A 17,311-nucleotide genomic window follows, 5' to 3' on the forward strand; every position below is an offset into this window, starting at 1 on the left:
AGCTCGGACGGCACTGGACGCTGTTCGACGTGATCGAAACCGGCCAGCCAAATCTTCGATGTCGCCGTCGGAAGCACCGACCGCCGACTCGAGATACCCACTTCGACCGGCTGTCAGTGAATGACCTTCTCAAGGCGATTGCGTATCTACGTCCTACGATACAGAAGTTACCAGTTTCCCACAGTGAGTGGTACGAACCGAGTCCTACGGGACTTATCGCCAACTTCGGTCACGGGTTAGGACCCCCATCGGGGTCAACGAGGACACGTATTTCCGGCGTAACTTGTACCACTTGCTCTCCGAGGATGCCATCGACGTCGGCGTCGTTGACATCGTACCCGCGGGGGGCATTCTGCGTACAAAAGGTCTCGCTTCTATGGCCGCAGAGGCGGGTGTCTCGTTGTCTCACCATTGCGGCTTTGACCTCGGAGTGAAGACCACCGCAATGCTTCACACGGTTTCCTTGACGCCGGGTATCAACCTCCCGCCGGACACGGTCTACTATGCTTGGGATGACTACATCATCGAGAACCCGATAACGGTCGAGAACGGAGAAATTCCGGTCCCCGATGACCCCGGACTCGGCGTCACCGGCGACGAATCGAAAATCGAGAAGTACCAAATCGGCGCGTAGAGTGATTTTCTCCGAATAAACAAGTCTCCACGCGAACGCCCTGACGGGTGTCGCGTCCGCCTCCACGAAACTGGGTGTTCGCTTCGACGACAACAACGATTCTCGCTGAATTAGGCGTGGAGCACTCATATGAAGCAGTCTGGGACTGGGTACGTCGGCTGGCTAACAAAGGATGCAACCCACGACGGCGACGCCATTCGTGCGCGAAGCTGGTACCGAGAGTTCCGTGAAATCGTCCTAATGTGTGACGTCTATAATATCAAGTGTGCTGTGAGCTAAGCAAATTTAACGCCGTATGGCGATTCACCGCGGCTAGTTAGAGAGAACACGTACATTCGTATCGTTCAATTCAATAATTCAAGAGTTGATAGTCGATCAGGAAATTACAAGTTCCTTGATCGAATTGTAATTATCACAACTATTAATACCGTAATTGTCCAGATTAGCTGATTCCAGCAGTATGCGTAGCTCTGCAACCATATTTCAGCGGTTGCTGGATCGGCGTTTCTGAAGCAATTTCCGAACTGAGTAGTACGTTGTTTTATCTCTTTGAATAGACGTTCGACGGCATTCCGATTTCCATGTTTCTCGTATCGAAATCGGAGCCCAAGGTGATGGAGTGCAGCTTTAAGCCACGGAGCTGGATCGACGAGAAACACGGCGTCTTGGACATCGTGTTTCTCTCTCAGTTCACACAGAAACATCTCAGTAAGTTCGGTTGTACGCGTTAGATAGAGCTTGATATGGAGAAATTCGTTAGTTTCGGGATCGACAGCAGCATACAGCCAGTAGCGCTGGTCGTCGAGTTGGATCACAGCTTCGGCGAGCACAATGTGATCCGGCTGGCTTCCCGTTGTCGGCTGTAGATTGGCTTTCTGTACCCAATTATGGATCGTCGATATCGCCCGTTCGACAGCGAATCTCTCTAATTTAGAAACAGTATATAAAATTGATATTTACGACAAATGGAGCTGGACACTCAATCACATCAGCTCGCACGGTGTCGCCTCTCGCTCCACAAAATCTAATTGAACGCCGCTACTAGAGCCATTGAGGCGGCTGAATTCGGGCATAGATACCTAGAATTCTGACCGCCTCGCTTTTCAGACCTTATCTGAACAGCGCCCCCCTTGACTTACAAGAGATGCCGTTCACGGCGGATCTCTCCCTTCTCGACAGTAATGGTTTTGACGCTTGGCTCAAGATCGCTAGTCAGTTGTTCTATCGCCCCACCACAAAACGCGGAGCAGCCATTCAATTTCTTCTCAGCGTTCGTATGAAGATGGCCGAGAGCAAGCCCGTCCATCGAAATCGTGCTCTCTTCGAGAATCTCCTGCAGGTGACAATCTGGATTCGGATTTCCGGTGAGCGGTGCGACCGATTGATGCATACAGAGGAGAGTCGCGACCCCGCTTGGTGGACGTTCAAAACCCAGCTGACCGTGATCCCACGATTTCTGATAGTCGATCCCATAGAGTGCGACGGCATCACCGATCACGACGGGGCGGGAGCAAAGATGGGGAGCCAACCCTGCACCACAGAACTGTTCGAGACAGACCAGTCCCTTCTTCTGTGCATGGTTGCCGTAGATGAAGTAGAACGGATTCTCGGCGTTCGCCAGTTCAGTGATACCATCATGGCACGCTTCTTCGATCGAATCCGGAATCCCGTTCATAGCATCGTTGTGGAAGATATCGCCAGTGTGAACAACGGCGTCGACACCCTGCTCGATGGCAAGGTCAATTGCAGCGTTGAATCCAGCGACAGTGTCGATCTTCCAGGAATTTTTCTTGTAACCGCCTGTTTGCTTCCCCAGATGAGTATCAGTAAGGTAGAGTAGTTTCACTCGGCGGCTGACCGGGCGAACGCCTTTGTGTTCGATCTCGAGTACGAGGGACCAACGCCGAGCGACCTCTCAAGTGCGGCGTGTGCAGCCTGTGGAGCGAACGTCTGGATAACCAATCGTGGCCCGTTCGTAGCCGAGTACGATACTGGTGAGATCTACGGGTACTGCTCGTACGACTGTTACTTCGAGCACCGGACGCAGAATCGACTCGAGGAGATCGTCGATGAGCGGAGCGTCTTCATGCCGCCGTGAGCCGATTTTTCACTCGAAGTCTGGTGTGCGATGAATGTGGTGTTGGTCGTCCCCCTGAGAGGGGTGAGGCGCTTTCGAACAGGTGAGAGCGTCAACACGAGTGATTCCAATGTCTGTAACAGAGCGACCAGCTTCGTTCACCGAGACCGAGACGCGCAGCGACGAGATGAATGAGACGATCAAAACCTGGGTTGACGACCTTGTCGATCTCGTCGACGAGGCGGCGGCCAGTGAGGAGTTCAAAGCCTGGCTCGATGTGCAGAGCCACTTCCACGACTACTCCTACCGGAACACGCTCCTGATCAAGCACCAGTATCCCCGCGCAACCCGGGTTGCGGGGTACAACACGTGGCGCACCGAGTTCGACCGGCACGTTCAGGAAGGCGAGAGCGCGATCTGGATCTGGGCTCCGATCATCACGAAACAGTGCCCTGAGTGCGGAAACTCCCCGAGTTACCACGAGAACAGTTCCTGTGAGTACGACGAGACACCACCCGAGAAGTGGTCGAAAGGACTCGTCGGGTTCAAACCGACCGCTGTCTTCGATGTCTCGCAGACCGACGGAAAGCCGCTTCCTGATCTCGAAACCGAAGCATATGGTGATGCTAGTAATCTGGTGCCAGCCCTCCTTGAGAGTGCAGAGCAGCTGGATGTCGACGCACAGATTGTCTCCCCTGACGAGTGGAACTACGGGGAAGCGAAGGGAGTCTGCAAGCAACGCTGTCCGATGACCATGCGCCCGCGAGTCGAAGTAAAAGATCGAGACAACCAAGCGGATCTCGCTGGGACACTCATCCACGAGTTCGCCCACGCCTTGTTGCACTTTGATATTGAGGATCGTGATGAGCGGTCAAAACGCGAGCTGGAAGCCGAAGCCGTTGCGTACGTTGTGGGGCGCTACTTCGAGCTGGATATGAGTGGATCAGCGTTCTACCTTGCGGCGTGGAACGGTGACGATTCCGAGGCGATCTCTGACCGGCTTGGCCGGATTAGCAACACGGCCCAAGAGCTAATCGACACGTTCGAACGACTCTGTTGAAATCCTATTCTTCAGATATATTTTAGCGTGAAACACACGCACACTACAGATGCAAACGTTACGATTCCGCTGAACCGAGTTTGCACGACTCACATCAACTATTGAGACAGTAACAGCACAGACCGGTGCTGGATATTGGACGTACTACAGTGTTTCTATTTTACGTAGTGTTACCCCGTATCGAGGGATATGAGTGCCAGCATGGTCATCGATGACTCCACTCGGGTCGCAATAGCATGTCAGGGCGGGGGCAGCCACACCGCTTACACCGCAGGGGTACTCAAACGACTCCTCGACGAACACGACGATCGATCATACGAACTCATCGGGTTGAGCGGAACCTCCGGCGGGGCGGTCTGCGCGACCGCCGCTTGGTACGGGTTTCTCGCCGGCGGAGCGGACCGTGCTATCGAGATGCTCGAGGGAATCTGGCGGGACTTTTCGGCTCAGTCTCCGTTCGACAGGATCGCCAACGAATGGGCCGTCAGACTGGCGCAGTTCGCCGCACGTGGAGGGCCGCTGATAATGGTCAGCCCGTATGAATTGCCGTTCACCTCAGACGGACGTGACCGGTTTCTCAGCACTCTCGAAGCGCACGTCGAGTTCGATCGGGTTCCCGAACTCGCGGACGGTGCCGAGGTTGATCTGATCATCGGGGCGGCTGACGTGACGGAGGGCGAGTTCGACACCTTCCGAAACGAAGAAGTGACGGCCGAGGCGGTCCTCGCCTCGGCGGCAATCCCGACGTTATTTGAGGCGGTCGAAATTGGTGGCCACTGGTATTGGGACGGGTTGTTCTCACAGAATCCACCGATCCGCGACTTCTTGACGATTCCTGACGAACCGAGAGAGAAACCGGACGAGATTTGGATCATCCAGATCAATCCCAAACGCCGCAAGAAGGTCCCGAAGTCGGTCGAGGACATCAGCGATCGCCGTAACGAACTGGCTGGGAATCTCTCGCTGTATCAGGAAATATATTTTATTGAACGGATCAATCAGTTGATTGAGCGAGGGAGTCTCCCTGCCGAGTACAAGCGTGTCGAGGTCAGAAAACTTGCCCTCGGCGGAGATCTATCGGCACCCTCAAAACTCGACCGAAATCCAGAATTCATCAATACCCTCATTCGTCGGGGCGAACGACGCGCCGAGCAGTTCCTCGAGGAGTGGAGTCGAGATACGAGTTCGAAAGCGGGATAGTTGTGACGGTCCGTTATGGATCAATGAAACCGACAGTCCATCCGGTAACTCCTTCACCTGTACTTATCGATCCCTCTCAAAATTGTTAGCCACTGATGATGAGGGGATCGCCATTACACATATATCGGTCTAGATAAGAACCCCAGAAGAGGGAAATTACATATGGTAACACGAAAGCGAATACAGTACTGGGCGCGCCAACGCGATATCTTCGACTGGCGAGGAAAGTGCTCACAGACGACCAGGGAGCGTGATGATCGATGTCGCTGAAAGCCGCCCTGAGGCCCCGAGAAAACGTCGAAGACGCAGACTGGCTTCACTTGACAGAGGGTGAAGAAGTGCAGTGGTCTGGGCGGCCGTCGCGATTCACGATCCTGTTCTCGATCATCGGTGGCCTCTTATTCGTGCTCGGCGGGATCGTTGGCACAGTGGTCCTTCAGTCAGTGCTTGCCGGGCAAGCGCTGCTGGCGTGGGTTGGATTCCTCCCGCTTGTCCTCACTGTGGTCGGCGTGATGATCGTCGGGAAGACGTATTTGGAGTGGCTGCGGCTGCTGTACGTGATTACCGACGAAGAGATTTACGTCAAATATGGGCTCATCTCCCGAGACGTTACCCAGATCCGTCTCGATCGCGTCCAGAACACTGGCTACGAGCAAACGATCCTCGAGCGGATACTCTCGTTTGGCGATGTACGCGTATACACCGCCGGGACGAGCACCGAGGACCTTACATTCCGAAATGTGCCGGATCCCGAGCGGATCAAATCGACGCTGACACAACTGCTCAGCGAACAGAGCAGGGCAGATACTACCACACAACCGACTTAGCTCTTCTCTGTTGTTTCGCTTCTCAGACCGATGATATAGCGTTCGCGGCCGCGGTCGACGAGGAAGGCGGCGGCTCGCATCGTTTTGGACATATTGCGTTTCCTATTGGAAACCCTATAGACCCAAACGCACGTCACACACAGAATTGCCCATAGTTATTCTGATCTACTGGCTGTAGCTATTCCTATAGGATATACTATTGCTGAAGAACCCGGGCGATTTCGGCGATCACGACGAGCAAATCCGATCGGCAAACAAGATTCGAAACAGTGCCGATAAGCCTACCGCGACTTCCCGATTTTGCTGACAGGGAAACCTAATCCTATAACAGATACAACGGATTACTCGATTCAGAGACGATCTCTGACTATATGCAACTCGCACAGGAATTCTATGAGAGGCGATCTTATCCCATCGAGTTACACACTGACCAATAGCCCGGACGGATCTCGCACGGGCTCAAGGACTACTTATCACTCGGCAGCTCAAACTCCCAAATTGAACAACGGAGCGCCCGGCGTAGCGTGGGCAACGACTGACGCCGGACGGGATGAGCAGACGTCGCGCATGGCCACGCGACAGTTGGGACTATCACGACCACTGATAAGGACTCTATGGCCCGATATCGGGGGCCTTGAAAAAGCCCGCCGATAGATGACTGGGGGGAGTTGGCGGGACACGTCGCGATGGGATGAGACGCGACAGATGTACAGAGGGTCGCAACCGGGTTGAGTTCACTGCCAACAGAAATTGGTTCGTGACGGTTGCCACCACAACGGCTATGCCTCGCTAGTCGAAAGCCAGCGCTGGCCGTCACGTCTGCCGGTCGCTCGAAGGTTGCTTTGTTGCCCCCTGTCGAGACCGACCGTCACGGTGGCGGCTTTTGAAGCGGCGAATAGTACCGTATTACTCGAGGATAGACTATCTTACTCGTAAGTAATACTGTATTACCGGAGCAAACCACAAGACGGCACCGTTACAGACGACTGTAACAGATACTTGGAACAGACGACTGTGCCAGAAGTGTGTACCAGAGAATTGTACCAGTTGCCTGAAACAGATTTATGTATGTATTGACTGTACCGTCTGTTGATGATATCTGTAGTCGTCTACTCGGAATCGGGCGGGACGTTCAAAACCACCACCACGGCGAACCTTGCGGTCAGCCTCGAGCGGATGGGGCTCGACGCCTGCGTGATCGACTTAGATCCACAGGAGGGCAACTTGACGAGTCTGTTCGACGTGGGCGAGAATCGTAGCGATTCAGACGCCGACAACCTCGTGAGACACATCCTCGAAATGCCGGACGGCGACTTCGAGGACCTTATCGAGACCTCTGAGGAAGGCGTCGACGTGATTCCGAGCCATGACATGCTCGGTGACTTCACGTCGAACCTCGAGCAAAAGATCGCCTACGAGACGGGCATGAAGGACATGACTCGCGACGAGTTCCCGCGCTTCGAACTGCTGTATGATCTGCTGTGGAACGAACAGCAGCTACAGGATCAGTACGACGCGGTACTCATCGACCCGAACGCTCGTGCCGAGGACTTGCTGTACAACGCGATCTACGCGCTGCGAACGCTCGTCGCGCCGGTCAAGCCCGCGGGAAAAGGAAATCTCAGTCTCGACGGACTCGAGGAAATGGTTGAGAACATGAGCGACCAACTGGATATCGAAGTCGGCCTGTCGTGTGTCGTGCCGACGGCGATCGGCCAGACGAACGCTCACACGCAGTACACCAAACAGTTCGAAAACAACGATATGTATTCGACGCCGGTTGCGATACCTGCCCGTGAAAGCCTCATGGACGCCATGTGGGAGGCCCGCGGGTCGGCGTACAAAGTGATCGAAGAACGGTGGAAAACCTTCGAACAAGACGGCGAAATGGTCAGCGAGCCCGGCAAACGTGGCGTCTACGACCGCGAACTCGAGACGCTTCGAGATATCTACGAGCTGGCTGCGTTCGTCGCAACCGAGACCTTCGACGCCGAGGTTGATCCGCGACTCACGCTGGATATTGACGACCACGGCGAGCGGACGTTCACCATTGACGACGCCGAACGCGAGGTGACGGCCTAATGCCGATGAAAAAGGGTTCGGGAAGTCTCGATTTCAGCGGTGACGACTCAGACGAACCCGACGACGACCCTCGGCGACCCGACTCGAGTGACGACGGCCGCGGCGATCGTGCCGACCCACAGTCCGAACCGACGACCACCGAACCGGAACCCGAACCCGACGACGAGCACGAGTATCCGTACTTCGTCCGTCGGAGCAAGGTCGGAGACGAGCGCGACGAGCGAATCGAGGTCCACCTTCGGAGCGACGTGAGCGACCAGGAGTCGGCGTTTCGCAACGACCTCGCGGACGCCCTCGAGACAGGCGAGGTATCGAAAACGGACGCTCGGGAGTTCGCACTGAAATACGCTTTCGAGAATCCCGAAGCGGTCGCCGAACTCATGCGATCGGAAGGGTACGGGATTACGGATTAGATGGCACCAATTCCTATCTTACCTTTTTAGTCAATCGAGTTGATGTAAGACTATGGTCCAGATTGAGATGTACGCACAGACAGTAGCCATTTTCTGGGGGCTGATACTGTTCGGTATAAAGTGGTCTGCGATCGGTCTAGCAGCGATCCTCGGAACGGACAAGATCGGCTCCTACTGTGGTATAGAGTCACAAGATCCGGCCTTAATCAGGGAGTTAGGCGAGAGATGGCTGGACAACATCACAGCTCCAGTTAGTAGGAAAATCGGCACTCCGAATCCGACAGCTCGGGTTGATCGTGTTCTCCATGCAGTGATCGTCGCAGCGATTACGATAAGCTTCACAACGCTGTTCCAACTTATCACGATCCCTGCCGCTGCGGGTGCCTCAATTGCGTCTGCCCATCTTCTTGGTAGCACATTCAGTGTGACGACCGTCTCGCTCCATCTCGTTGCGATTTCGATGCTGCTCGCGTTGGGGCTTTTCACGCATCTCAACGGCCAAATCCAAGAAGGGGCGCGCTACGCCTAATCCGGTCACTCGTACTCGCCGGCCAGATTCCGCTGGCCGCCCTCGCGCTGTGCCCGATCGTCTCGCGCAGCGGCGACGTTCGCTTCGGTGTAGGTCTTACAGCCGTCGTACTCCGCGTTCCGGTCGGCACCACGGTGAAGCGTGTTCAATCGGTGACGTCTTCCCGGCTCGTCAATCAAAACCGACAGGCTGCACCGTCTCCAGGAAAATCGTGCTACTCGTTCAGATTAAACCGCGGAAGTAGGATTAAGCGTGTATGTTTAGAATTCCGAAACCCACGACCATTACACACGGCTATAGGAAAGGTGAATCGGTACTGGATCGTTAGCGTTCTGCTATCATCTTCACTTTCTGCAACTTCATCTGATTCTTATATTGGACTCGATGGTATAACCTTTCTCAGATGAACCGAAGACAGGTCGTGCAACTAGTTGCATTGGGAGGTCTTACTCTCCCGCTCGCTGGCTGCACGAACAATGCAGCTGAGGATAATGACACTGCTGATGGCAACGGAAACAGTACGGTGAACGAAGAGGAGGAAGAGACTCCGGACGGACCGGAGGAGCAGAAATTTTCCGGCACAGGACCGGAGGCCAGCAACGACGTTTCTATCCAGGGTGGTCTCATCGTTGTTGACGCTACGCATGAAGGGGAAGATGACTTTGAAGTCCGTCTCATTCCCGAGAACAGCGACGCTGGCAAGGTGTTTGCCGACTCATCAGGAACATACGCTGGACAGACAGCCCGCCATATCGATGAAGGGACCTACCAACTTAGCGTCGTCGCCGATGGTGGCTGGGAGGTGACCATCAAACAGCCACGTCCGACCAGTGGAGAAAGCCCGCCCCTCTCCATCAACGGCACTGGAAATGAGGTCCACGGTCCCTTTGAGTTCGTCGGCACCCACCAGCCCTCCGGCGACTGCGATGGGGAGCGCATTAGTGTCAATGTCCTCTCGCCGACGGGTGACTCCCGCGCGTTTGTGTTCCACGAAGACAGCATCAACAATCCATCTGCGTTTGATTACGAGGGGGTCGGCTATATAGAGATTAAATCTGACGGCGAGTGGTCGATTGAGATCGAATAGGTCCTATCTCTTTTATAGATTTATCTGTAATTTACACAGCAGAGGTATTTGACAATCGTTTTTGGAGCTACCAAGTAGTCGATGGCTGCAGTAACTTAGTCACAGCAATCGGCTTACTTTATTCCCATCGCAGTTGCCTTCTCTATGATCGCCAGCGCAACCGCCGACGCATTGCGGACGATGCGGGGTGAGAGGTACCGGTTCACGCGGACGGCGTCGCGCTCAAACACCTCTGAGAACTGCGACGGCAGCCTGATGCCGACCATGGTGACGAGGATAAACATCGTCACAACGGCGAGCGTGACGCCACTAGCCAGGACTTGGAGCGGGATGTTCAGGAACACCGTCGCCACCGACGCGGCATACAGGACTAGGAGCACGTAGATCGGTTCTCCGTTCCGGTTCTCTCGACCGACCCAGCGCGGGAGGATACCGTCCGTAGTGGCAGCCTTCAGCAGACGGATGTACACGGCCAGACAGCCGATGACAGTCGTGATACCCGCAAGCGCCGGCGCCGGCAACAACCAACAGTTCGGCGCTCAGGTACTGCTGAGTGACGTACGCTAACGTCTGTCCAGCAAGGTCAGTCTGTGAGACTAATCCAACGCTGATGAGCGTTATCAGGAAGACAGCGGCGATGTTTGTGAACGCGGCGAACTCAATGGATCGGTCATGTCGCAAAGCGGTCTAGAGTTTTGGATTGGGTGAGAAATGATCGTTCACGATACGCTCCTCTAATGCTCTTAGAATTCCGTGCACCCAGTGCACGCTGTTGCAATGCCGTGGTCGGCAGTGGTGTGAAAGCTTCTGTACCACACCCGGAGACAATAGACAGCTTTGTGGCGCGATCAATTAATTGTACTTGAGAAGCATTCCACAGTGCACGGAATGAGTCCTGATACCTCACCCAGTTTTGCTTTCGTGCCTCAATTCGGACTCTTCGGCTTTCTTTTCTGTCGGCGTCGAGGTATCGACCGCGGCCTCGGTCTCGCTCTCGCTTGCTAAATACGCTAACCCACCGACGCATAGTAATATAAAAACACTCCCAAGTGCTGCTATCGCCCCGATACCATTCTGGAAGAATATCCCTCCCACGACAATTACGGCACCGAGAACCATACTGAGGAGCAAGGCAGTGTATACTAGGGTTTCGTTGGCCATGAGAAATGGTAGGGGACAGAGAGTGATAAACGTTCACACGGGCCAGAGATCTCGACGCTTTTTATCGGAAGCTGAGCCCAATCGCGGCGATGCGAACCCCACAAGAAGACTTCCCCGCCGTCGAGGCGCTCGTCGAATACCACCCGGGTCGAAAAAGGAGGTCCAACCCGAACGGGCGGCTCGAGCGTAGGTGCTGGCCGGCGAGATCGCCGCGAGTCACGGGCCGGGTATCGGGGATGCGCTTTCGCAGCGGGATAGCGGTGAAGTCCGAACTGCCACGTTAGCTCTCGAGGCGGTACAAATAACCACAAGAGAGGGAATGCGGGAAAGTAGGCCTATTTGACAGACAGATGGCGATTTATAGGTCGGGTGCCAATATCTACCATGGTGCGCAATATCCTCGTTCCAGTTGACCATTCAAGTCAGTCAACTAAAGCGCTCGAATATGCTCTACAAGAATATTCGGATGACAACCTTACAGTCCTCCACGTGATCGACGTCAATCAAATCGCCATGTACGGCGACGAAGGTTATCGCTTTAATGAAGAGTACATCCAACAACTACGCAACAGAGCGGAAGAACTACTCGAGCGCACTCGTCAAACTGCAGTCGACCATGGGACTGTCATTGAAACCGAACTCGAGACGGGGCTACCAATTCAGACAATTCATGAGTATATAGATGAGAATGATATCGATCACGTCGTCATGGGGAGCCATGGACGGTCCGGTGCCAGTCGTATCCTCCTTGGAAGCGTTGCGGAGGCCGTGACACGGCGCTCACCAGTTCCAGTGACTATTGTTCGGTAATTCTTCTCACTCCTTTACTTCGTGTAGACGCTCTCCAGACACCCGGCCGTCTACTATAACCGTTCGGCGGCTCAGACTGTCGTGTAGACGAATGCTCCACTGCGAACACCGAGACGACGACTGTCCCAAGTTGGCCGCCAAACGGATGCTCGTGTACTTCCGCGAGACAGGGTCGCTGAACGAGGAATACTACTGCGAGGATCACGCCCTCGAGCGACTGTCGCGTCTCGAGTACGACGACTTGGTGGAGGTGGGGGCGCTCGACGACTACGATACGGCCGGCTGACCGGTTCGGTTTGGACCCCTTCGTTTCGTGTACGGTCTCCAGAGTGTGTCTGACGTTGATTTTCGGCTGATCTATACCTAGCGGAAGTAGAAGAACATCCATATAGCGCTATACAGTATATAGTTTGAGATACTGTACTGTAGACCACTCGAACGTACCGAAAACAAGCGATTTAGGCCCTATTCATGTTACTTGTCTAAAGAGCAGTTTAACCAAGGGACTTTACTAGGGTCGATACTGTACCCCACATACGAATGTCTTCTCCCAGCAAGAGACGGCGTAACTCCGAGGGTACGACCGTCCACAAAGCGGTCACAGACTACCTGAAATACAAGATCAAAGCCGACGGCTCGGAGACGACCATGCGCTCGCCGCTGGTTGCGTTCGCCGACCACTGCAAGGACAAACGTGGTGTCGATCGCGTAGACGAGCTGACCGACCAGGATCTCCGCGACTACAGTGAGACCCTATACGACCGGTCCAAGATCAACGAGGAACTCGCGGCGTCGACGGCACAGACGTACTTCGCCTACGTCCGGGCGTTCCTTTCGTGGTGTGTCCGCGAACAGCACCTCGAGACGAATCCCGCGAACACGAATACGGCAATGGACCCGCTTCCCCAAGACGACGGGAAGCGAAAGACACAGTACTGGAGCAAGGACGACCGAAAGCAACTCGAGGCCTACGCAACCAAGCGCGTCGACATGGCGCTTGAGGGGACCATCCGCACCGACACAAAGACGGCGATGCGCGACCGGGCGATCGTGGTGATGCTCGGCGGGACCGGCGCTCGTGGGGCCGAGCTGTTCGCCGATCCGAAAGACGAGAAACGGCCCGGGCTCTGCTGGTCGGACGTCGATTTCGAAAAGCGGCTCATCGAAGTGTACGGAAAGTCTCGCGAGTACGAAGACGCACCGTTTCCCGAAAGCGTTCATAGCGTCCTCGAGCGCTGGTACGACTACCTCGAGCCGCCGACCGACGAGTGGCCTGTGTTCCCGACTGGCCACTACAGATCGAAAAAGGATGTACTCGAGGCGATACTCGGCGAGGAACGGGTATCTTCCGCACTCGAGTCTCGGGGTGACGAGGGAAAGACTACGGTCCTCGAGCGGCTACACCGGGAACACGAGGTGCCGCCGCCGTCAATCTCGAAAGAGGGCGTTCGCCGGTTGTTGAAACGACTCACGGAAGAGGCGAACATCGATCCTGACGGCGACTACGATTATCTCACACTGCACGGCGCACGACGGGCGCTTGGGCGCGACCTGTACGCCAGCGGCATGTCTGAAAAAGCCCAAGAGGCGTTACGTCACAAATCGATCGAAACCACTCACGAGTCGTACACGGACCTACAAATGAAGGACGTGTCCGACAGTATCGATGAGGTACGGGAGTAGTCTATCCTATCGAATAGTTTTCTGACCACTCCAGCTGCAAGTACATTGAGTGAAAGACGATGGCGACGAACCTCGCTCCCGGAACTGGCAGCCAGCTTCGAGAGCTCACATGGAAGCACATCGTCCATAACCTCACGCAGGCGGCGAGTTAGAGCTCACCGTTCTATAGGCTCAATATGCCTGTTCGAAGATATCGCTGATATCTTCGCGATCCATCGTCCGCGGGTTTCGCTCTACGTTATGTTCTGAGTACTCCATGGCCATCTCGGCGAACCGTTCGAAGTCCTCGTGGCTGAGGTCGGCGAACTCGCGGATTTCGGTGGGAATGTTGATATCCTTATTGAGTTCGAGCACGACATCGACGCTTCTATAAGCGAAATCTATCATGGATTCGCCAGGGACGCTCTGTTCGCCGAGTAGACGTGCAATCTCGGCGAACCGCTCGGGCTCGGTCGCGACGTTGTACTCCATCACGTACGGAAGGAGGACAGCGTTCGCTTGGCCGTGACCGAGGTCACACTCCATACCTAGCGGGTAGGTCAACGCATGGACCGCGCCCAGCCCCGAGTTGACGAACGCTTGTCCGGCGAGGGTCGCTCCGAGGCTCATTGCGTGGCGCGCATCGTCATTGACCGCCCCTTGATGGACCGCCGGCCGGAGGTTCGCGCCGATCAGTTCGATCGCTTCCCTCGCTAGGACATCCGTGTAGGGTGTCCGAATTGTCGTGACATAGGCCTCGATTGCATGGGTGAGCGCATCCATACCAGTCGCGGCAGCGACTGCCGGCGGGAGCGACTTGGTCAGGTTGGGATCGATGATTGCCGCGTCAGCGAACAGGTGGGGCGAGTAGACCACCTTCTTAGCACCATCATCCTCGGTGTCCTTGAAGACACCAATATGAGTCATCTCACTGCCGGTCCCAGCGGTCGTCGGCAGGAGCGCCAGTTCCCGTCCTTCTCCCGGGACGTTGCCCATACCCAACATCTCGCGGACGGGGCGATCGTGTTCGGCGAGGACGGACGCGAGTTTGGCAGTATCGAGACTGCTGCCGCCCCCAAGCCCGACGACCAGGTCGTGGTCCCCCTTGTGCAGACGCTCAGCCGCCATCTCGGCCATTTGGAGCTTGGGTTCGGGTTCGACGCCGTCGTAGATTACAACCTCGAGACCGGCCGCTTCCAGTGCATCAAAGGCGGAGTCCGCCACCCCGGCATCGACGACGCCCTCGTCGGTAATCACCAGTGCCGACTCCGCCGACCGTTCGGCGGCGAACGCCTTGAGCTTGGCCGTCGTACCTGGCCCGACGTGGACAACGTCCGGGCTCCGAATGCTGTACGTTTCCGACAGCGAATCAATTGATTGCATATTGTTCTCTAATATTTCGAAAAACAAATAAATATATTCATTCGTCGATCACTGTCGTGAGATCGCCGTCTGAGCGTGCCGCAGTGAGTCACTCAGTCTAATTTTTTCAGTCCTTCTAAAAATCGAGTCAGCAATCAGGATCGATGGGAACTACCGACTATGTGAACTCTTCTATGACACGCTCTGCGAGAGATTGGGATGATGATGAGGAAGTGGAGAAGTATGAGCAGTTCGTTGAGCTGGTTCGAGAAGCCTCGAAGAGTGACGGCCAGATTGACTCTGAGATGGACTGGGAGATAGAGCGCCTCGCCTATGATTTCTACGGGATTCCTGCAGAGAAACGGAATCGGATCACCGATGAACTCCATGAACTGCAACGGTTACAAGTCGTGAGAGAACTATTCCCTGACACTGGTGACGACGAGTAGTCACGCCTTTTGAGAGGTATTCGTGACTTTTTCAGGGCTGGAATCGCAGTCTAGTGCATACGCAGAACGGGCATCTGCGTGATTGCCACCTCTGGCGGGGTGCCGTGTCATCGCACCATTTTCTGCCGAACATTTGAAAAGACCTATCACTGATACGTTACAGCTTGTGTTGGGAGTTTTGCAGACGACTGGCAAGGGGCAATTAATCACCTGGTTGCAGGTGATTCTGTGAATCGGTCTGTTTCTTGTAGACGTTCCCTTGGACGCGGACTTCATCGCGTTTGAGCGATTGAACACTTCCGGCCGTGTCCCTTGTAGACCGGGTAAGCCGCCAGAGCGATCGAATATTGCATAACACGAATCCGATAACGATGAGCCCAAATCCGGCGACAGTCACTATGGTGATTTGTTCGCCAAGAAGGGATGCACCGAAGATCGTCGCCACAACGGGTGATGCATAGTTGATGAGGCTGACGTTCGTTGCACCAATTCGATTCAGCAAGGTGAAGTAGAGGAGGAATCCACCTGCTGTCGCGAAGATGCCGAGGTATGTGAGGGCGGCGGCTGCTGACGGTGTCCACGTCACGCTCCAGAACGACGCACCTGAATAGGCGTAGGCGGCGGCATGGAGGAATACCGCGCCGGTACTCATCGACCACGCGTGGAGGGACATCGTCGGGAGAACCGCAGTCCAGCGTTCCGTGAGTACGGATCCAAGCGCGAAGACAACCGCGGACGCCAAGAGCAGTCCAACGCCGAGGAGTTGTCCGTCGAAGGACCCTCCGGCGATTGCGATCGCGATTACGCCAGCGAGCCCAGCACCTAGGCCAATGACATCGGTGAGGTAGATCCGTTCTGTTGTGAGGAGTTGGATAGCGATGATGGGGGTGATTATCGGTGAGACGCTGAGGACGATCGAGGCGACACCGCTCGTGACGTAGCTCTGGCCGATAAAGGAAAACGCAAAGTGCGCTCCAATAACGAGGATACCGTTCGAGAGGATGAGTACCAGGTCTGCTTTTGTCCGAGGGAGCCACTGGATCCGGCTGAGTAGAACCGCTCCGATGAAGATGAACGCAGCAATGTCTAATCGAGCTGCTGCGAAGAGGAGTGGCGGCAGGGTTTCGAGCCCGATTTCGATCGCTGTGAAGGCAGTCCCCCAGACAAATGCGAGCGCACCAAACAACACTACGTCTTCTGTCTTTGTCATGTTATCATTGCGTAATATGTGACTATTTCAAAGTCGGTATACTGTCTATATCGGGCTCAATTAAACGGTTTGCGGGGATTATGATAACACGACCCAACAGCTGCATATCCATGTAAATCATTCACCAGACATGGTTCTCCGGGCGAGAGTGATAGGCTGATATTTTGCCCCACTGTCGCAGAGAATCACCTTGGTCTCGGCATCCAGATTGTACCCCTCTCAGTATCAGTCTCGAGTGGCCAGGTTTCGTCGAGTTCACTGAGCTAATCCGCGTTCTAGCGCCTGAGCCGCCAGTGTGCCGGTTTGATCGATTGCCGGCCGCGGACCACATCCTCAGCACTCATGCGTCTTGGCAGAGTTATCGCTCATGTAGCTATCTACCGATCGATTCGGGAAAGTCCTTGCCGGTCTTAGTTAACCAACAGCTGCCGATGACACCCCCGATCGTTGGGTAAGCGGTCACTCCTCGAATATCTCCCAAGACGACGAACGCCGTCGGTGGTATATCGAGTCCGAAGCGCACCTTCAGAAGAAAGACCTGCTTTCGACGTCTACTCTTTTCCCGTATTTGGCTGGATAGACGCATCTACAACCCTGTTTTAGACGCGCAAGGGTAGGTGCAAGCAGGGAAAACCGGGTTCCGCGAGCGGGATCTCCCGTATCGAAGGGGTAGGTGGGGTGGATGATGGCAGGCGGTGCAGGACAACGTGTCGGGATATCATTCAGTACGATGGATCACCTTCCATGT

19 protein-coding genes and 4 pseudogenes are annotated in these 17,311 nt (G+C 55.1%); 16 read left to right on the forward strand and 7 right to left on the reverse strand.

Annotation, left to right across the window (positions count from 1 at the left end; translation table 11 throughout):
* Window positions 1–187 precede the first annotated feature (187 nt).
* The 3 genes and pseudogenes from PGX04_RS02485 to PGX04_RS02495 form a co-directional block, all read left to right on the forward strand.
* Window positions 188–634 (forward strand): enolase C-terminal domain-like protein, encoded by a 447-nt coding sequence (locus PGX04_RS02485; protein WP_273737068.1) that lies wholly within the window; start codon window positions 188–190, stop codon window positions 632–634.
* Window positions 635–688: 54 nt separating this feature from the next.
* Window positions 689–816 (forward strand): annotated as a pseudogene (locus PGX04_RS02490) (IS6 family transposase); the annotation flags it as partial.
* Window positions 817–820: 4 nt separating this feature from the next.
* A pseudogene (locus PGX04_RS02495) lies at window positions 821–913 on the forward strand (IS5/IS1182 family transposase); the annotation flags it as partial.
* Window positions 914–1,017: 104 nt separating this feature from the next.
* Here PGX04_RS02495 and PGX04_RS02500 read toward each other — a convergent pair.
* Both PGX04_RS02500 and PGX04_RS02505 read right to left on the reverse strand, forming a co-directional pair.
* Window positions 1,018–1,707 (reverse strand): annotated as a pseudogene (locus PGX04_RS02500) (IS6 family transposase).
* A gap of 62 nt (window positions 1,708–1,769) precedes the next feature.
* Window positions 1,770–2,480, reverse strand: a complete 711-nt coding sequence (locus PGX04_RS02505; protein WP_273737069.1) for a metallophosphoesterase family protein — start codon at window positions 2,478–2,480, stop codon at window positions 1,770–1,772.
* A gap of 33 nt (window positions 2,481–2,513) precedes the next feature.
* On the opposite strand from PGX04_RS02505, the pseudogene PGX04_RS02510 reads away from it, so the two are divergent.
* From PGX04_RS02510 to PGX04_RS02540, 7 genes and pseudogenes are all read left to right on the forward strand, one after another.
* Window positions 2,514–2,732, forward strand: a pseudogene (locus PGX04_RS02510) (DUF6610 family protein); the annotation flags it as partial.
* 109 nt (window positions 2,733–2,841) lie between these two features.
* Window positions 2,842–3,771 (forward strand): M78 family metallopeptidase domain-containing protein, encoded by a 930-nt coding sequence (locus PGX04_RS02515; protein WP_273737070.1) that lies wholly within the window; start codon window positions 2,842–2,844, stop codon window positions 3,769–3,771.
* 189 nt (window positions 3,772–3,960) lie between these two features.
* Entirely contained in the window at window positions 3,961–4,971 is a 1,011-nt protein-coding gene (locus PGX04_RS02520) for a patatin-like phospholipase family protein (protein WP_273737071.1), read from the forward strand.
* Between the two features lie 260 nt (window positions 4,972–5,231).
* Complete coding sequence (locus PGX04_RS02525) at window positions 5,232–5,798, forward strand: PH domain-containing protein (RefSeq protein WP_273737072.1); 567 nt, start codon at window positions 5,232–5,234, stop codon at window positions 5,796–5,798.
* A gap of 1,092 nt (window positions 5,799–6,890) precedes the next feature.
* Entirely contained in the window at window positions 6,891–7,880 is a 990-nt protein-coding gene (locus PGX04_RS02530; protein WP_273737073.1) for a ParA family protein, read from the forward strand.
* Window positions 7,880–8,293 (forward strand): DUF7970 domain-containing protein, encoded by a 414-nt coding sequence (locus PGX04_RS02535; RefSeq protein ID WP_273737074.1) that lies wholly within the window; start codon window positions 7,880–7,882, stop codon window positions 8,291–8,293. The genes PGX04_RS02530 and PGX04_RS02535 overlap by 1 nt, the downstream gene beginning before the upstream one ends.
* A 52-nt stretch (window positions 8,294–8,345) precedes the next feature.
* Window positions 8,346–8,822 (forward strand): hypothetical protein, encoded by a 477-nt coding sequence (locus tag PGX04_RS02540; RefSeq protein WP_273737075.1) that lies wholly within the window; start codon window positions 8,346–8,348, stop codon window positions 8,820–8,822.
* 5 nt (window positions 8,823–8,827) lie between these two features.
* Here the strand turns inward: PGX04_RS02540 and PGX04_RS02545 are convergent, their stop codons facing one another.
* Window positions 8,828–8,971, reverse strand: a complete 144-nt coding sequence (locus tag PGX04_RS02545) for a hypothetical protein (protein ID WP_273737076.1) — start codon at window positions 8,969–8,971, stop codon at window positions 8,828–8,830.
* Between the two features lie 374 nt (window positions 8,972–9,345).
* Between PGX04_RS02545 and PGX04_RS02550 the strand changes: the two genes are divergently transcribed.
* A complete protein-coding gene (locus tag PGX04_RS02550; protein WP_273737077.1) occupies window positions 9,346–9,909 on the forward strand; it encodes a hypothetical protein in 564 nt (187 codons plus the stop codon).
* A 113-nt stretch (window positions 9,910–10,022) separates the two neighbouring features.
* On the opposite strand, the gene PGX04_RS02555 is transcribed toward PGX04_RS02550, so the two are convergent.
* On the reverse strand, window positions 10,023–10,430 hold the full coding sequence (locus PGX04_RS02555) for a hypothetical protein (protein WP_273737078.1): 408 nt from the start codon (window positions 10,428–10,430) through the stop codon (window positions 10,023–10,025).
* A gap of 382 nt (window positions 10,431–10,812) precedes the next feature.
* The gene (locus tag PGX04_RS02560; RefSeq protein ID WP_273737079.1) at window positions 10,813–11,070 is read right to left on the reverse strand and encodes a hypothetical protein; all 258 of its coding nucleotides are present in this window, start codon (window positions 11,068–11,070) and stop codon (window positions 10,813–10,815) included.
* Between the two features lie 89 nt (window positions 11,071–11,159).
* Between PGX04_RS02560 and PGX04_RS02565 the strand changes: the two genes are divergently transcribed.
* The 4 genes from PGX04_RS02565 (at window position 11,160) to PGX04_RS02580 (ending at window position 13,563) form a co-directional block, all read left to right on the forward strand.
* Window positions 11,160–11,354 carry a hypothetical protein gene (locus PGX04_RS02565; RefSeq protein WP_273737080.1) on the forward strand — a complete coding sequence of 65 codons (195 nt, stop codon included), beginning with the start codon at window positions 11,160–11,162 and terminating at the stop codon, window positions 11,352–11,354.
* 100 nt (window positions 11,355–11,454) lie between these two features.
* Window positions 11,455–11,880, forward strand: coding sequence for a universal stress protein (locus PGX04_RS02570; protein WP_273737081.1), 426 nt, complete (start codon window positions 11,455–11,457; stop codon window positions 11,878–11,880).
* Between the two features lie 91 nt (window positions 11,881–11,971).
* Window positions 11,972–12,166, forward strand: a complete 195-nt coding sequence (locus tag PGX04_RS02575; RefSeq protein ID WP_273737082.1) for a hypothetical protein — start codon at window positions 11,972–11,974, stop codon at window positions 12,164–12,166.
* A gap of 254 nt (window positions 12,167–12,420) precedes the next feature.
* Window positions 12,421–13,563, forward strand: a complete 1,143-nt coding sequence (locus tag PGX04_RS02580; protein WP_273737083.1) for a tyrosine-type recombinase/integrase — start codon at window positions 12,421–12,423, stop codon at window positions 13,561–13,563.
* Window positions 13,564–13,734: 171 nt separating this feature from the next.
* Here PGX04_RS02580 and PGX04_RS02585 read toward each other — a convergent pair whose 3' ends face one another.
* Window positions 13,735–14,925, reverse strand: coding sequence for an iron-containing alcohol dehydrogenase (locus PGX04_RS02585; RefSeq protein ID WP_273737084.1), 1,191 nt, complete (start codon window positions 14,923–14,925; stop codon window positions 13,735–13,737).
* A 143-nt stretch (window positions 14,926–15,068) separates the two neighbouring features.
* Between PGX04_RS02585 and PGX04_RS02590 the strand changes: the two genes are divergently transcribed.
* Entirely contained in the window at window positions 15,069–15,353 is a 285-nt protein-coding gene (locus PGX04_RS02590) for a hypothetical protein (RefSeq protein WP_273737085.1), read from the forward strand.
* Window positions 15,354–15,555: 202 nt separating this feature from the next.
* Here the strand turns inward: PGX04_RS02590 and PGX04_RS02595 are convergent, their stop codons facing one another.
* Window positions 15,556–16,563: a DMT family transporter gene (locus PGX04_RS02595; RefSeq protein WP_273737086.1), complete on the reverse strand. Its 1,008-nt coding sequence runs from the start codon at window positions 16,561–16,563 to the stop codon at window positions 15,556–15,558.
* Window positions 16,564–17,311: the final 748 nt, after the last annotated feature.

The organism is Natrinema soli (assembly GCF_028618695.1).

Excerpts from the sequence above, each read along its gene's own strand:
- PGX04_RS02515 (WP_273737070.1), top strand. The coding sequence starts at position 2,842 with ATGTCTGTAACAGAGCGACCAGCTTCGTTCACCGAGACCGAGACGCGC.
- PGX04_RS02520 (WP_273737071.1), top strand. The coding sequence starts at position 3,961 with ATGAGTGCCAGCATGGTCATCGATGACTCCACTCGGGTCGCAATAGCA.
- PGX04_RS02525 (WP_273737072.1), top strand. The coding sequence starts at position 5,232 with ATGTCGCTGAAAGCCGCCCTGAGGCCCCGAGAAAACGTCGAAGACGCA.
- PGX04_RS02530 (WP_273737073.1), top strand. The coding sequence starts at position 6,891 with ATGATATCTGTAGTCGTCTACTCGGAATCGGGCGGGACGTTCAAAACC.
- PGX04_RS02535 (WP_273737074.1), top strand. The coding sequence starts at position 7,880 with ATGCCGATGAAAAAGGGTTCGGGAAGTCTCGATTTCAGCGGTGACGAC.
- PGX04_RS02540 (WP_273737075.1), top strand. The coding sequence starts at position 8,346 with ATGGTCCAGATTGAGATGTACGCACAGACAGTAGCCATTTTCTGGGGG.
- PGX04_RS02560 (WP_273737079.1), bottom strand. The coding sequence starts at position 11,070 with ATGGCCAACGAAACCCTAGTATACACTGCCTTGCTCCTCAGTATGGTT.
- PGX04_RS02565 (WP_273737080.1), top strand. The coding sequence starts at position 11,160 with ATGCGAACCCCACAAGAAGACTTCCCCGCCGTCGAGGCGCTCGTCGAA.
- PGX04_RS02570 (WP_273737081.1), top strand. The coding sequence starts at position 11,455 with ATGGTGCGCAATATCCTCGTTCCAGTTGACCATTCAAGTCAGTCAACT.
- PGX04_RS02575 (WP_273737082.1), top strand. The coding sequence starts at position 11,972 with ATGCTCCACTGCGAACACCGAGACGACGACTGTCCCAAGTTGGCCGCC.
- PGX04_RS02580 (WP_273737083.1), top strand. The coding sequence starts at position 12,421 with ATGTCTTCTCCCAGCAAGAGACGGCGTAACTCCGAGGGTACGACCGTC.
- PGX04_RS02585 (WP_273737084.1), bottom strand. The coding sequence starts at position 14,925 with ATGCAATCAATTGATTCGCTGTCGGAAACGTACAGCATTCGGAGCCCG.
- PGX04_RS02590 (WP_273737085.1), top strand. The coding sequence starts at position 15,069 with ATGGGAACTACCGACTATGTGAACTCTTCTATGACACGCTCTGCGAGA.
- PGX04_RS02595 (WP_273737086.1), bottom strand. The coding sequence starts at position 16,563 with ATGACAAAGACAGAAGACGTAGTGTTGTTTGGTGCGCTCGCATTTGTC.